This window comes from Streptomyces sp. NPDC054956 (genome assembly GCF_053609185.1).
On the sequence record NZ_JBSGXB010000129.1, the window covers coordinates 1 to 13,791 of the forward strand.

13 protein-coding genes are annotated in these 13,791 nt (G+C 72.7%); 8 read left to right on the forward strand and 5 right to left on the reverse strand.

From position 1 onward, the window contains the following. Nucleotides 1–25: 25 nt before the first annotated feature. Entirely contained in the window at nt 26–1,843 is a 1,818-nt protein-coding gene (locus ACWGDE_RS20790; RefSeq protein WP_453390487.1) for a DEAD/DEAH box helicase, read from the reverse strand. Between the two features lie 465 nt (nt 1,844–2,308). Between ACWGDE_RS20790 and ACWGDE_RS20795 the strand changes: the two genes are divergently transcribed. Further along, nucleotides 2,309–3,067: a ferritin-like fold-containing protein gene (locus ACWGDE_RS20795; RefSeq protein ID WP_453390474.1), complete on the forward strand. Its 759-nt coding sequence runs from the start codon at nt 2,309–2,311 to the stop codon at nt 3,065–3,067. Between the two features lie 115 nt (nt 3,068–3,182). Here the strand turns inward: ACWGDE_RS20795 and ACWGDE_RS20800 are convergent, their stop codons facing one another. The 4 genes from ACWGDE_RS20800 to ACWGDE_RS20815 form a co-directional block, all read right to left on the reverse strand. Beyond that, the gene (locus tag ACWGDE_RS20800) at nt 3,183–3,485 is read right to left on the reverse strand and encodes a hypothetical protein (RefSeq protein WP_453390475.1); all 303 of its coding nucleotides are present in this window, start codon (nt 3,483–3,485) and stop codon (nt 3,183–3,185) included. 131 nt (nt 3,486–3,616) lie between these two features. Beyond that, nucleotides 3,617–3,844 (reverse strand): DUF3107 domain-containing protein, encoded by a 228-nt coding sequence (locus tag ACWGDE_RS20805; RefSeq protein ID WP_453390476.1) that lies wholly within the window; start codon nt 3,842–3,844, stop codon nt 3,617–3,619. 164 nt (nt 3,845–4,008) lie between these two features. Then, nucleotides 4,009–4,647 carry a TetR/AcrR family transcriptional regulator gene (locus ACWGDE_RS20810; RefSeq protein WP_214949215.1) on the reverse strand — a complete coding sequence of 213 codons (639 nt, stop codon included), beginning with the start codon at nt 4,645–4,647 and terminating at the stop codon, nt 4,009–4,011. A 167-nt stretch (nt 4,648–4,814) separates the two neighbouring features. After that, complete coding sequence (locus tag ACWGDE_RS20815; protein WP_453390477.1) at nt 4,815–5,030, reverse strand: hypothetical protein; 216 nt, start codon at nt 5,028–5,030, stop codon at nt 4,815–4,817. 123 nt (nt 5,031–5,153) lie between these two features. On the opposite strand from ACWGDE_RS20815, the gene ACWGDE_RS20820 reads away from it, so the two are divergent. The 7 genes from ACWGDE_RS20820 (at nt 5,154) to ACWGDE_RS20850 (ending at nt 13,592) form a co-directional block, all read left to right on the forward strand. After that, on the forward strand, nt 5,154–6,173 hold the full coding sequence (locus ACWGDE_RS20820; protein WP_453390478.1) for an alpha/beta fold hydrolase: 1,020 nt from the start codon (nt 5,154–5,156) through the stop codon (nt 6,171–6,173). 5 nt (nt 6,174–6,178) lie between these two features. After that, nucleotides 6,179–7,789, forward strand: a complete 1,611-nt coding sequence (locus tag ACWGDE_RS20825; RefSeq protein WP_453390479.1) for a DUF3152 domain-containing protein — start codon at nt 6,179–6,181, stop codon at nt 7,787–7,789. A 46-nt stretch (nt 7,790–7,835) separates the two neighbouring features. Continuing rightward, on the forward strand, nt 7,836–7,931 hold the full coding sequence (locus ACWGDE_RS20830; protein ID WP_399348469.1) for an Ms4533A family Cys-rich leader peptide: 96 nt from the start codon (nt 7,836–7,838) through the stop codon (nt 7,929–7,931). 183 nt (nt 7,932–8,114) lie between these two features. Next, on the forward strand, nt 8,115–9,857 hold the full coding sequence (locus ACWGDE_RS20835; RefSeq protein WP_453390480.1) for an ABC transporter substrate-binding protein: 1,743 nt from the start codon (nt 8,115–8,117) through the stop codon (nt 9,855–9,857). Further along, on the forward strand, nt 9,854–10,837 hold the full coding sequence (locus ACWGDE_RS20840) for an ABC transporter permease (RefSeq protein ID WP_453390481.1): 984 nt from the start codon (nt 9,854–9,856) through the stop codon (nt 10,835–10,837). The genes ACWGDE_RS20835 and ACWGDE_RS20840 overlap by 4 nt, the downstream gene beginning before the upstream one ends. Next, nucleotides 10,834–11,826, forward strand: a complete 993-nt coding sequence (locus ACWGDE_RS20845) for an ABC transporter permease (RefSeq protein WP_453390482.1) — start codon at nt 10,834–10,836, stop codon at nt 11,824–11,826. The genes ACWGDE_RS20840 and ACWGDE_RS20845 overlap by 4 nt, the downstream gene beginning before the upstream one ends. After that, nucleotides 11,823–13,592: a dipeptide ABC transporter ATP-binding protein gene (locus tag ACWGDE_RS20850; RefSeq protein WP_453390483.1), complete on the forward strand. Its 1,770-nt coding sequence runs from the start codon at nt 11,823–11,825 to the stop codon at nt 13,590–13,592. The genes ACWGDE_RS20845 and ACWGDE_RS20850 overlap by 4 nt, the downstream gene beginning before the upstream one ends. Nucleotides 13,593–13,791 lie beyond the last annotated feature (199 nt).

Consider the following 13,791-nt stretch of genomic DNA (forward strand, 5'->3'; position numbering starts at 1 on the left):
TTTGGGGGTCCAGCGTGATCGACTGTTATTTCGTCGTCGGCTGCGTCAGTTGTGTATATGTGACAGCCTCGGCGACCGGCGCGACGGCCTCGGCCACGGGGGCCTCGACCACGGCGGCCTGCGCGACGGCCTCGGCCACCGGGGCGGCGGCCTTGGCGGGGGCGGCCTTGCGGGGCGCGCGGGCACGCGGGGCGCTGGTACGGCGCTCGCGGACCGGCTCGCTCGGCGGGGCGATCTGGAAGTCCGGCTCCGGCTCCTTGACGAACGGGGCCAGGGGCTCCAGCGCGCCCGCGGGGGAGGGGGCGACGAAGGTGGCTGCCGGGGCGGCCGACCGGGTCCGGCGCCGACGCGGCCTGCGCGCCTCGTCGGCGGCCGGGGCCGGGACGGACGCGGCCGGGGCGGCGGGAGCCTCGGCGACCGGGGTCACCGCGGCGGCCGGGGCGGCCTGCGCGGTCACCGGGGCCAGGGCCTCGGAGCCCAGCTCCGAGCCACCGCGGGTCCGGCGGCGCTGGCGCGGCGTACGGGTCCGGGCGGGAGCCTCCTCGGCAGCGGCCGGGGCGGCGGCGCCGCGGCCGTCACGACCACGGTCACGACCGCCGTCGCGGCCACTGTCCCGGCCACCGTCGCGGCCGCCACGGCCACCGCGGCCGCCGGTCTCGCCCAGGTCCTCCAGGTTCTCGGCCTTCAGGCCGGCCCGCGTGCGCTCGGCGCGCGGCAGGATGCCCTTGGTGCCGGCCGGGATGTTCATTTCCTCGTACAGGTGCGGGGACGTGGAGTACGTCTCCACCGGGTCGTGGAAGTCCAGCTCCAGCGCCTTGTTGATCAGCTGCCAGCGCGGGATGTCGTCCCAGTCGACCAGGGTGACGGCGATGCCCTTGTTGCCCGCGCGGCCGGTGCGGCCCACGCGGTGCAGGAAGGTCTTCTCGTCCTCGGGGGTCTGGTAGTTGATGACGTGGGTGACACCCTCGACATCGATACCGCGCGCGGCGACGTCGGTGCAGACCAGCACGTCGACCTTGCCGTTGCGGAAGGCGCGCAGCGCCTGCTCGCGGGCGCCCTGGCCGAGGTCGCCGTGGACGGCGCCCGAGGCGAAGCCGCGCTTCTCCAGCTGCTCGGCGATGTCGGCCGCCGTGCGCTTGGTGCGGCAGAAGATCATGGCGAGTCCGCGGCCCTCGGCCTGCAGGATGCGGGAGACGAGCTCCGGCTTGTCCATGTTGTGCGCGCGGAAGACGTGCTGCGCGATGTTCGCCACCGTCACGCCCTCGCCCTCCGGCGAGGTGGCGCGGATGTGCGTCGGCTGCGTCATGTACCGGCGGGCCAGTCCGATGACCGCGCCCGGCATGGTCGCCGAGAACAGCATGGTCTGACGCTTCGGCGGCAGGTAGTTGATGATCTTCTCGACGTCGGGCAGGAAGCCCAGGTCGAGCATTTCGTCGGCCTCGTCCAGGACGAGGGCCTTGACCTTGGAAAGGTCGAGCTTCTTCTGTCCGGCCAGGTCGAGCAGGCGGCCCGGGGTGCCGACGATGACGTCGACGCCCTTCTTGAGGGCCTCGACCTGAGGCTCGTAGGCGCGGCCGCCGTATATGGCGAGGACGCGGACGTTGCGGACCTTGCCGGCGGTGAGCAGGTCGTTGGTGACCTGGGTGCACAGCTCGCGGGTCGGAACCACCACGAGGGCCTGCGGGGCGTCGGTCAGCTGCTCGGGCTTGGCCCGGCCGGCCTCGACGTCCGCGGGGACGACGACGCGCTCCAGCAGCGGAAGGCCGAAACCGAGCGTCTTGCCGGTACCGGTCTTGGCCTGGCCGATGACGTCCGTGCCGGAAAGGGCGACGGGGAGGGTCATCTCCTGGATCGGGAAGGGGGTCACAATGCCGACGGCCTCGAGGGCTTCGGCCGTCTCGGGAAAGATCCCGAGGTCTCGGAACGTAGTCAGGGTGCTGCCTCTTCTGTGAGACGCGGCGCGAGGCGGCGAGGGGGGTCGTACCGTGCCGGGCTTGCAGTACTTCAACGTACGTACGAAGCTGCGCGGGACCACGAGCCTTCGCTCAGGCGCTTTATGCCGCTGAGGGGGCCCCTCGTGGGACGCGGTACGCATGAACGTACGCATCACGCCGAGGGCGGTCGGGTGGAGCCGATCGGGCCACCGACCGGGCATCCTCATTCGGATGGCCCGCCGAGTGTTCGGCAGGCGCATTACCACTGTACCCCGGAATCTCGCAGCCGTGTCGGGTGAATTCACCAGGTAGGCGCGTTTACGTGGACTGAGCAGGTGGTTCGTGGTGCGTTTCGGCGAGCTATTGTGCGGAGCATGTCGACCGTTGAAAACGCATCGCCCGCCGACGAAAGCGCCCCCGCCGAGGCAGCCGGCATCGCCGCCCAGGACTGGGCCACGGCCTCCGCGTCGCCGCAGTACCGCGCCGCCGTGGTGGACCTCCTCGGGGCGCTCGCGTACGGCGAGCTCGCGGCCTTCGAACGCCTCGCGGAGGACGCGAAACTCGCGCCCACGCTCGGCGACAAGGCAGAGCTCGCGAAGATGGCCTCCGCCGAATTCCACCACTTCGAGCGGCTGCGCGACCGGCTCGCCGCGATCGACGTGGACCCCACCGCCGCGATGGAGCCCTTCGCGAAGGGCGTCGACGACTTCCACCGCCAGACCGCTCCCTCGGACTGGCTGGAAGGCCTGGTCAAGGCGTACGTCGGCGACTCGATCGCCAGTGACTTCTACCGCGAGGTGGCCACCCACCTCGACACCGACACCCGCGGGCTCGTCGTGAGCGTCCTCGACGACACCGGCCACGGCGGCTTCGCCGTCGAGAAGGTCCGCGCCGCGATCGAGGCCGACCCGCGCTGCGGCGGCCGGCTCGCGCTGTGGGCCCGCCGGCTGATGGGCGAGGCGCTCTCGCAGGCCCAGCGCGTGGTCGCCGAGCGCGACGCGCTCTCCACCATGCTCGTCGGCGGCGTCGACGGGATGGCGGCCGGCTTCGACCTCGCGGCCGTCGGAGAGATGTTCACCCGGATCACCAAGGCGCACACCAAGCGCATGGCGGCCCTGGGCCTCGCGGCCTAGGCGACACCACCCCCGACGTACGTCGGCCCCTGCCCGGGAGATTCCGGGCAGGGGCCGACGTACGTCAGGGGTCGTTCGGGGGGGCCGGTGGGCGGTCCTTCAGGGGTTCGGCCGGTCAGCCCCGCGTCGGGACCGAAAACGGAGTCCGGGGGGACGGCCTCCCGGTGCGCTGGACGGGCCGCAGCAGCAGCGACAGGACCACCGCGGAGACCAGTACGCCGCCGGTGAACGTCGCGAGCAGGGTGTTGTGCCCGGGGCCCAGCGAGGTGTGCGTCAGATACGCCCCGAAGAGCGCGCCCGCCACCCCGCTCACCAGCACCGTCCGCGGGGAGGGCAGCCGCCGGGCGAACACTCGGACCGCCGCCCCGGACAGGGCGAGGCCCAGGAGAGCGGAGCCAAGCGCCTCGATCAGCAGCATGGTGGTTCCTCCCAGAGTGACGGGGGCGGGCCGGGGTGTTGTCCCAGTGCGGTCCTACCCGAAGCGGAGGACATGGAAACGGCCCGGTGGAGTCATCCACCGGGCCGTTCCGACGATGTGCGGTGCTCTGCTCAGAGCGCTCCGAAACCGACCTTGCGCACGCTGGGCTCGCCCAGGTCGACGTACGACAGGCGGTCGGACGGCACGAGGACCTTGCGGCCCTTGATGTCCGTGAGGCTCAGCAGCGGCGCAGAGCCGGACAGGGCGGCGGTGACGATGGCCTCCAGCTCCTCGGCGCTCTGGTCGCTCTCGAGCACGATCTCCCGGGGTGCGTGCTGCACGCCGATCTTGACCTCCACGGCCTTGTCCCTCCGACGGTCCGGTTCGCGCGATCAGCCGCGCCGTTACCCGGTCCACATTAGCCCGGAGAGGCGACGTGTCCGCCGCGCGGCGGACACGCTCGCAGCGAACAGCCGCCGGTCAGTGGCGACTCACCGGCCGGTCAGCAGCCCGTCGCCGCGTCTCAGACGTCCGTCGGGTGCAGCGGGAAACCGGCGATTCCGCGCCACGCCAGGGAGGTCAGCAGCCCCACCGCGGTGTCGCGCGCGACCGGGCTCTCGCTGGACAGCCAGTACCGGGCCACGACCTGTGACACGCCGCCCAGGCCCACGGCCAGCAGCATCGACTCGTCCTTCGACAGGCCCGTGTCCTCCGCGATGACGTCCGAGATGGCCTCGGCGCACTGCAGCGAGACGCGGTCGACGCGCTCGCGCACCGCCGGCTCGTTCGTCAGGTCCGACTCGAAGACCAGCCGGAACGCGCCGCCCTCGTCCTCCACGTAGGCGAAGTAGGCGTCCATGGTGGCGGCGACGCGCATCTTGTTGTCGTTCGTCGACGCCAGCGCCGTGCGCACGGCGAGCAGCAGGGCCTCGCAGTGCTGGTCCAGCAGCGCCAGGTAGAGGTCCAGCTTTCCGGGGAAGTGCTGGTACAGCACCGGCTTGCTGACTCCGGCGCGCTCCGCGATGTCGTCCATGGCCGCGGCGTGGTAACCCTGCGCGACGAAGACCTCCTGGGCCGCGCCCAGGAGCTGGTTGCGCCGGGCCCGGCGCGGAAGTCGCGTGCCCCGCGGACGCGCTGCCTCGGTCTGCTCGATGGCTGTCACGCCGCCTCCCACTTTCTCTAGAACACAGTGCGCCTTGCGCCGCGCCGCCATCGTACTTTTCGGTAACCGAATCTGGAGGGTTCAAGCCGAGTTTTCTCGCGGTACGGACCGCCGGTTACCCACCGGAGATGCTGGTCAGCGGTGCCCGGCGGCGGCTCGGTGGCGGCTCAGCGGTAGTCGTCCTCGTCCAAGGCCACCACCCTGGCCTGCTCCACGGCGTCCCCGTCGGCGGCTTCGCCGGCCCCCACATCGGTCAGCGGGTCGTCCTCGCGCGGGTTCAACTCCGCGTGCTGCTCCGCCGCGTCCGCCTCGGGGGCCTCCGGGTCGAGGGATTCCCGCAGCTCTGCCTGGAAGGTTTCCGGTTCCGCAGGGTCGACGGTCATGGGACTCCCCTTTCCATACCTATGAGCCTAGGAGGATCGCGGATACCCCGCTACGCGGCCCGGCAAGCATCTGTGACGGCGAACACAAGAGGGCCCGCGTGATCGTCTCGTAACATTGGCCCCATGTCTTCGACCGAGCTGCCGGGTGTACGGTCCACCGCCGCGTCGTCTTCCCAGGTGGGAGCCGTGCGGGTGGCCGAGGGGGAGCAGCTGCGCACCGACCGGCTGCCCGGGCTGGAAATGAACGTCCGGGTCCGCCCGCCGGTCCGCGCCGGCCTGCCGCCCGCACTCTTCGTACACGGGCTCGGGGGGTCCTCGCAGAACTGGTCCTCGCTCATGGAGCGGCTCGCCGACTCCGTCGACGGGGAGGCCCTCGACCTGCCCGGCTTCGGCTGGTCCCCGCCGCCCGAGGACCGGGACTACTCCGTCACCGGGCTCGCACGCTCCGTCATCCGGCACCTGGACGCCGCCGGCCGCGGCCCGGTCCACCTGTTCGGCAACTCCCTCGGCGGAGCCGTCTGCACGCGGGTCGCGGCCGTCCGGCCCGACCTGGTGCGCACCCTGACGCTGGTGTCCCCGGCCCTGCCTGAACTGCGCGTGCAGAAGTCGGCCGTGCCGACCGCGCTGCTCGCCGTACCCGGCATGGCCGGTCTCCTCGACCGCCTCACCCGCGGCATGAGCGCCGAGCAGCGCACCCGGGGGGTGACGGACCTCTGTTACGGCGATCCCTCACGGGTGACGCCCGAGGCGTTCGAAGCGGCCGTCGAGGAGATGGAACGCCGGCTCGCGCTGCCGTACTTCTGGGACGCCATGACCCGCTCCGCCCGCGGCATCGTCGACGCCTACACCCTCGGTGGGCAGCACGGACTGTGGCGCCAGGCGCAGCGGGTGCTCGCTCCGACGCTCCTGGTCTACGGTGGCCGGGACCAACTGGTCTCGTACCGTATGGCGCGCAAGGCCGCGGCGGCCTTCCGGGGTTCGCGGCTGCTGTGTCTGCCCGAGGCCGGTCACGTGGCGATGATGGAGTACCCCGAGGTGGTCGCGGCCGCCTTCCGGGAACTGCTGGAGGACGCGGGCGACGTGCGTGACACCGAACCGGTCCCCCACGCGGATGCGGACACCGACGAAGACGGCAAGGGCTGAGGACCGTGGGACGACATAGTCGCAAGGAGCCGGCTCCGGCTCCCGGCCCAGGCCATCCGGAACCGGTCGCGCGGCCGGCCGCCGCGCCCGCCCCGGCCGCGGCCCCCCGTGCGTGGGCCGAACCCACCGTCACCCACCAGGGCTACGTGCCCGCGCCCCGGACCGAGCAGGTGCCCGGCGCGCGCGGCGGCCACCCGGAGCAGTACGAGGCCGGCGGCGGCTGGGGCGGCGCGGGCGTCCGGTCCGGTTACGGGGCCGGCCCCGCGACCGGTTCCACCCCCGTGTACGCGTCCCCGGCACAGGCACAGGCACAGGCACAGGCGCAGGCGCCGGCCGCATCCGTGTACGGGGACTGGCGCGGGGCGCCGCGCACCCGGCCCGCGTCCGCCGGCGGGTACGCCCCCGCACCGGTGCGCGAGAGCGACATCCAGGCCTTCGACACCCCGGCCTTCGGCACGCCCGCCGTCGGCTTCCCGCGGGTCGACCTGGACGAGCCGGTCACCTCCACGGGTGCGCACCGCCGCGTCACCCTCCCGGTCCCCGAGGACGCCCGCACCGCCACCGGTTCGCACCGGCGGGTCTCCGTGCCCGAGGACGGGTTCACCTCGACGGGTTCCCGCGCCCGCGTCTCCGTCCCCGAGGACGCCCGCACCGCGACGGGCTCCCACCGCCGGGTCTCCGTGCCCGAGGACGGGTTCACCTCGACGGGCTCGCACCGCCGGATCCCCGGACCCCGTACGCCGGTGGCCCCCGCCGCCGTTCCGGAGCAGCGGCCCGGCTCCGGCCGGGGCCTGAAGGTCCGCACCTACACCGGCATGGCCGCCGCGGCCGTCACCACGGTGCTCGCCGTCGTCGTCGCGGGCCAGGTGGCCTCCGAGGGGGACGGCGGCAAGACCTCGGCGCGCGCCTCCGACGACGCCAACAGCCACACCGCCCAGGGCAGCTCCCCCGTCTCCCGCTCCGACGGCCGGCCGACGCCGACGGCCCCCGGCGCCGCCCAGGCCGCGCCGGAGCTCTCGTACGAGCAGAAGATGGCGCAGCAGCTGCCGATCGACGAGAAGCTGAAGGGGCCGGGCACCTTCGACACCGTGCCCGGGCTGGCTCCGGCGCCCGGCAAGGGCCGCAAGGTCCGCTACCGGGTCGACGTGGAGCAGGGTCTCGGCCTGGACGCGCAGCTGTTCGCCGAGGCCGTCCACCGCACCCTGAACGACGACCGCAGCTGGGCGCACGGCGGCGCGATGACCTTCGAGCGGGTGCCGGGCGGCGAGGCCGACTTCGTGATCACGCTCGCGAGCCCCGGGACCACCGGGGTCTGGTGCAAGAAGTCCGGGCTCGACACCACCGTCGACAACGTCTCCTGCGACTCCGCCTCGACCGACCGCGTGATGATCAACGCGTACCGCTGGGCGCAGGGCTCGACGACGTACGGCGCGGGCGAGATGTTCGCCTACCGCCAGATGCTGATCAACCACGAGGTCGGCCACCGGCTCGGCCACGGGCACGTGAGCTGCCAGACGCCCGGCGCGCTCGCGCCGATCATGCAGCAGCAGACGAAGTCCCTGGACATCAACGGAATCCAGTGCAAGGCCAACCCCTGGGTATTTCCCGGCAGTTGACGTACCGCGTTGACAAGCTGTCCGATGGTCGGTAATTGTTCTCCGCATGTCGCACCGTCACACCCTCGCCGCGAGCGCCGCCATTGAGCTGGCGCTCCTCGGTGTGACCGCGCACAGCGTGGCCGACATCTTCTGTCGCTGACGCCTCCCCGAGCGCGCGCGACCTCCTTCCTTTCCGTCGTTCCGCCGCGCCCGGGGCCCTTGCGCCCGCAGGCGCGGCATCTTCCGTTGTTCCGTCGGCACGCCGCCGACCGCACCGACGTCGACCGCTGCCCTCGCGTGGCCTTTTCCGCATCCCGTTCCACGCCGAGAGGTCTCTCCCGCCATGCCCCGTCAGTCCCAGATATCGCGCCGCGTAGCCGCTGCCGCCGCCGTCAGCCTCGTACTGGCCGGAGGCGTCGCCGCCTGCGGGCCCAAGGGCGGCGCGGACAAGGCCGCGGACACGTCCGGCGCCGCGGGCGCCGGCGCCGCTCCGCAGAAGGGCGGCACGCTCACCGTCCTCAACAACGAGCCGCAGAACGACTTCGACCCCGCCCGGCTCTACACCTCCGGCGGCGGCAACGTCCCCTCGCTCGTCTTCCGCACGCTGACCACCCGCAACCGCGAGGCCGGCCCGGCCGGCGCCAAGGTGGTGCCCGACCTGGCCACCGACCTCGGCAAGCCCAACGCCGATGCCACGGAGTGGACGTACACGCTCAAGGACGGGCTGAAGTACGAGGACGGCTCGCCGATCACCACCGCCGACATCAAGTACGGCATCGAGCGGTCCTTCGCCGCCGAGCTGTCGGGCGGGGCCCCGTACCTGCGCGACTGGCTGGTCGGCGGGGAGGCGTACGAGGGCCCGTACAAGGACGGCGGGAAGGGGCTCGACTCGATCGTGGTGCCCGACGCGAAGACGATCACCTTCAAACTCCGCAAGCCCGAGGGGGAGTTCCCCTTCCTCGCCACGCAGACGCAGTTCGCGCCCGTGCCCAAGGCCAAGGACACCGGAGTCAAGTACGAGGAGCACCCGGTCTCCTCCGGGCCGTACAAGGTCGTCAAGAACGAGAACGACGGCGAACACCTCACCCTGGAACGCAACGAGAACTGGGACGAGAAGACCGACGCGGAGCGCAAGGCCTACCCGGACAAGATCGACGTCCGGTCCGGGCTCGACGCGGCGGTCATCAACCAGCGGCTGTCCACCAGCTCCGGCGCCGACGCGGCCGCCGTGACCACCGACACCAACCTCGGCCCCGCCGAACTGGCGCAGATCGGCGACAACAAGGAGCTCGGCGGGCGGGTCGGCACCGGGCACTTCGGCTACGTCAACTACCTGGCCTTCAACCCGAAGGTCGCCCCCTTCGACAACCCGAAGGTCCGCCAGGCCATCTCCTACGCGATCAACCGCACCAGCGTCATCAACGCCGCCGGCGGCTCCGCGCTCGCCGAGCCGGCCACCACCTTCCTGCCCGAGCAGGAGGCCTTCGGCTTCACGAAGTACGACCACTTCCCGGCGGGCAGGACCGGGGACCCCGCCAAGGCCAAGGAACTGCTGGCCGAGGCCGGCTACAAGGACGGGCTGAGCATCACCCTCACCCACTCCACCGCGCAGAACCGGCAGACCAGCCCCGAGGTCGCCACCGCCGTGCAGCAGGCGCTCGCCGCCGCCGGAATCACCGTCAAGCTGGAGGGCCTGGAGAACAACGCGTTCAACGAGAAGCGCTGGGACGCCAAGAACACCCCCGGCTTCTTCCTCTCCCGCTGGGGCGCCGACTGGCCGTCCGGCGCACCCTTCCTCGCGCCGATCTTCGACGGCCGGCAGATCGTCACCAACGGCTCGAACTACAACCACGCACAGCTGAACGACCCGGCGGTCAACACCGAGATCGACGAGATCGCCAAGCTGACCGACCTCGCGGCGGCCGGCAAGCGCTGGGGCGCCCTCGACAAGAAGATCGGTGAGCAGGCCCTCGACGTGCCGCTGTTCCACCCGGTCTACAAGCGGCTCGTCGGCAAGGACGTCAAGAACGTCGTCATCAGCGACTGGACCGGCGTCCTCGACATCTCGCAGGTCGCGGTCAAGTGACGCTCCTCGCCCAGCAGTCGGCGTCCGGTCCCGGGATCAGCGTCCCGGGGCCGGGGGCCGGGCGGCAGGTCTGGCGGCGGCTGAAAGCACGGCCCTCGGCCGTGGCGGCCGCCGCCGTCCTGGCGCTCCTCGTCCTCCTCGCCCTCGCCGCGCCGCTGCTCGCGCAGCTCGCCGGCCAGGACCCGAACACCTACCACGACGAACTCGTGGACTCCGCGCGCGGCGGCGTCCCGCTCGGCTCCTTCGGCGGGATCTCCGCCGAACACTGGCTCGGCGTGGAACCGGGCACCGGGCGCGACCTGTTCACCCGGCTGCTCCACGGCGCCCGGATCTCGCTGCTCGTCGCGCTCGGCGCCACCGTCGTACAGGTCCTCCTCGGCGTCGCCGCGGGACTCGCCGCCGCGCTCGGCAACCGCTTCGTCGGGCAGTTCATCGGCCGGATCACCGACGTGATGATCGCCCTGCCCATGCTCGTGCTCGCCATCGCGCTGACCGCCGTCGTCCCGCCCGACTTCCCCCGGCCGCTGCTGCTCGTCCTGGTCATCGGACTGCTCGACTGGGGCGCCGTCGCCCGGATGGTGCGCGCCCAGACCCTCACCCTGAGCGGCCTGGACTTCGTCGAGTCCGCCAGGCTGTCCGGCAGCGGCACGCTGCGCATCGCACGCCGCGAACTGCTGCCCTCGCTGGCCGCGCCCGTCATCACGCTCGCCGCGATCAAGGTCCCCACCAACATGGTGATCGAGGCCTCGCTGTCCTTCCTCGGCGTCGGCGTGAAGCCGCCCACCCCGTCCTGGGGGCAGATGCTCTCCAGCGCGCAGACCTGGTTCCGCGCCGACCCCACCTACGTCCTGCTCCCCGCCGGGCTGCTGTTCGTCACCGTGCTGGCCTTCACGGTCCTCGGCGACGGAGTCCGCACGGCCCTCGACCCGCGCGAGGGCTCGCGCCTGCGGGTGGGCACCAGAAAGGAGCGCAAGGCGTGACCCTCTTCGCGCTCAAACGGATCGGCGGGGCACTGCTGGTCCTGCTCGCCCTGTCCGTGGCCGTCTACGCCCTCTTCTACGTCGCCCCCGGCGACCCCGCCCGCCTCGCCTGCGGGGAGCGGTGCAACCCGGCGCAGATCGCCCAGGTCCGCGAACAGCTCGGGCTCAACGACTCCGTACTCGTGCAGTACCTGCACTTCCTCCAGGGCGTACTGGTCGGCCGGGACTACTCCGGCGGCGCCGGGCTGGTCCTGCGCTGCGACGCGCCCTGCCTCGGGTTCTCGTACCAGACCGACCAGCAGGTCACCGAGCTGCTCCTGGCGCGCCTGCCCGCGACCCTGTCGCTGGCGCTGGGCGCGCTGGTGATCTGGCTCGTGATCGGCGTCGGCACCGGACTGCTCTCCGCGCTCCGCCGGGGCGGGTTCACCGAGCGGGCGCTGACCGTGCTCACCCTCGCCGCCACCGGGACCCCCGTCTTCATCCTCGGACTGCTGCTGCTCATGGCCGTCTGCGCCTACCTCCAGTGGCTGCCCTTCCCGACGTACGTGCCGATCGGCGAGGACCCGGAGCAGTGGGCCTGGAACCTGCTGCTGCCCTGGCTCACGCTCGGCTTCTTCGAAAGCGCCAAGTACGCCCGGATCACGCGAAGTTCCACGCTGGAGACGCTCGCCGAGGACCACATCCGCACCTTCCGCGCCTACGGGGTGGGGGAGCGGGCCATCGTGACCCGGCACGCGGTGCGCGGGGCGGTGGCCCCGGTGATCGCGCTCAGCGCGGTGGACTTCGGCACGATGATCGGCGGCGCCGTGCTGACCGAGTCGCTGTTCGGCATCCCCGGACTCGGCAAGACGCTGATCGACGGAGTGCGGGTGGTGGACCTGCCCGTCGTGGTGGGCGTCGTCCTCGCCATCGGCACGGCCGTCGTGGTCGCGGGCGCCGTCGCCGACCTGCTGTACGCCGTCGCGGACCGAAGGGTGGCCCTGGCATGAGCGCCGAACCGCTGGTGGAAGTGACCGGCCTCGAGGTCGACTTCCCGGTCGGCGGGCCCGGGGAGTTCCTCCGGGCCGTCGACGGGATCTCCTTCACCCTGGAACAGGGCCGGGCGCTCGGCCTCGTCGGGGAGTCCGGAAGCGGCAAGTCGACCGTCGCCGCAGCCTTGTTGGGGCTCCATCAGGGCACCGGCGCCCGGCTCGGCGGATCGGTCCGCGTCGGCGGCACCGATGTCGGCGCGGCCTCTCCGGCCGAGCTGCGCGCACTGCGCGGAGCCGTGGCCGCGATGGTGTTCCAGGACCCGCTCAGCTCCCTGGACCCGTACTACGCGATCGGCGACCAGATCGCCGAGGTGTACCGGATCCACACCGACGCCTCGCGGCGCGCGGCGCGGGCCCGGGCGGTGGAGGTCCTGGACCGGGTGGGCATCCCCGACGCCGTACGCCGCTCCCGGGCGCGCCCGCACGAGTTCAGCGGCGGCATGCGGCAACGGGCGCTGATCGCGATGGCGCTGGCGTGCGAGCCGCGGCTGCTGATCGCGGACGAGCCGACGACCGCGCTGGACGTCACCGTCCAGGCGCAGATCCTCGACCTGCTGCACGGGCTGCGCGAGGAGCGCGGGCTGGGGTTGCTGCTGGTCACGCACGACGTGGGTGTGGCGGCGGAGAGCGTGGACGCGCTGCTGGTCATGAGGGGTGGCTCTGCGGTGGAGTCGGGGGCGGTGGGTTCCGTCCTGTCCGCGCCGGCGCATGCGTACACCAAGGCCCTGCTGGCGGCCGTGCCGAGGCTGGACGCGCCGCGGGTGCCCCGGCCGGGGGCCTCCCGGGCGCTGCCCCGACCCGCGCCTCAAACGCCGGCGGGGCTGGATGGGCCCGTGGGGCTGGGTGGGCCGGCGGGGCTGGGTGGGTCCGCGGGGCCGGAACTGGCCGATGCGCCCGTTGTCGAGGCGTTCGCGTTGCGGAAGGTGTTCGGGCGGGGGAAGCGGCGGGTGGCTGCCGTGGACGGGGTGTCGCTCGCCGTGCGGGCCGGGGAGACGCTCGGGATCGTGGGGGAGAGCGGCAGCGGCAAGAGCACGCTCGGGCGGATGCTCGTCGGCCTGCTGGAGCCCGGCTCCGGGCAGGTGCGGCACGACGGCCGGGAGGTGCGGGGCGTGGCCCCGGGCGTGCAGATGGTCTTCCAGGACCCGGTGTCCTCGCTCAACCCGCGCCGCTCCATCGGGGAGTCCATCGCCGATCCGCTGCGCGCGGCCGGCGAGCGCGACGGGTCCGCGATCCGCGCGCGGGTGGGCGAGCTGCTGGTCCGCGTCGGGCTGGAGGAGGCGCACTACGACCGCTACCCGCACGAGTTCAGCGGCGGCCAGCGCCAGCGCGTCGGCATCGCCCGCGCGCTGGCCCCCCGGCCCCGGCTGATCGTCTGCGACGAGCCCGTCTCCGCCCTCGACGTGACCACGCAGGCGCAGGTCACCGCCCTGCTGGCCGAGCTCCAGCGGGAGCTCGGTATCGCGCTGGTCTTCATCGCGCACGACCTCGCGGTGGTGCGTCAGGTCAGCGACCGGGTGGTGGTCATGCGGAGCGGGGCGATCGTGGAGGAGGGCCCGGTCGACGAGGTCTACGACCGGCCGGAGCACGCCTACACCCGGCAGTTGCTGGCCGCCGTCCCCTCGCTGGATCCGGCGCTGGCCGCCGAGCGCCGCCTCGGCCGCCGGAGGCTCGCCGCACCGCGTACGGACACGGGGCTGGGCAGGGTGCTTGCAGGTTCCCAATAGTTCTTAGCGTGCTCGAACGCGAACCGTACGGGAAAGTTACGACTCTTCACCCCTTCCGGTGGCGGGGCGGGCCACCCGGCGGCCCGCCCGCGGGCTATAAGCGGGTGTTGGTTTCGGGGGGGGGCCGGGCCCCCGGGGGGCCCCCGCGAGCGCGGGTCGGGGGGGGCCCGCGGGCGGGTAGGGCAGAGCCCCCGAGGTG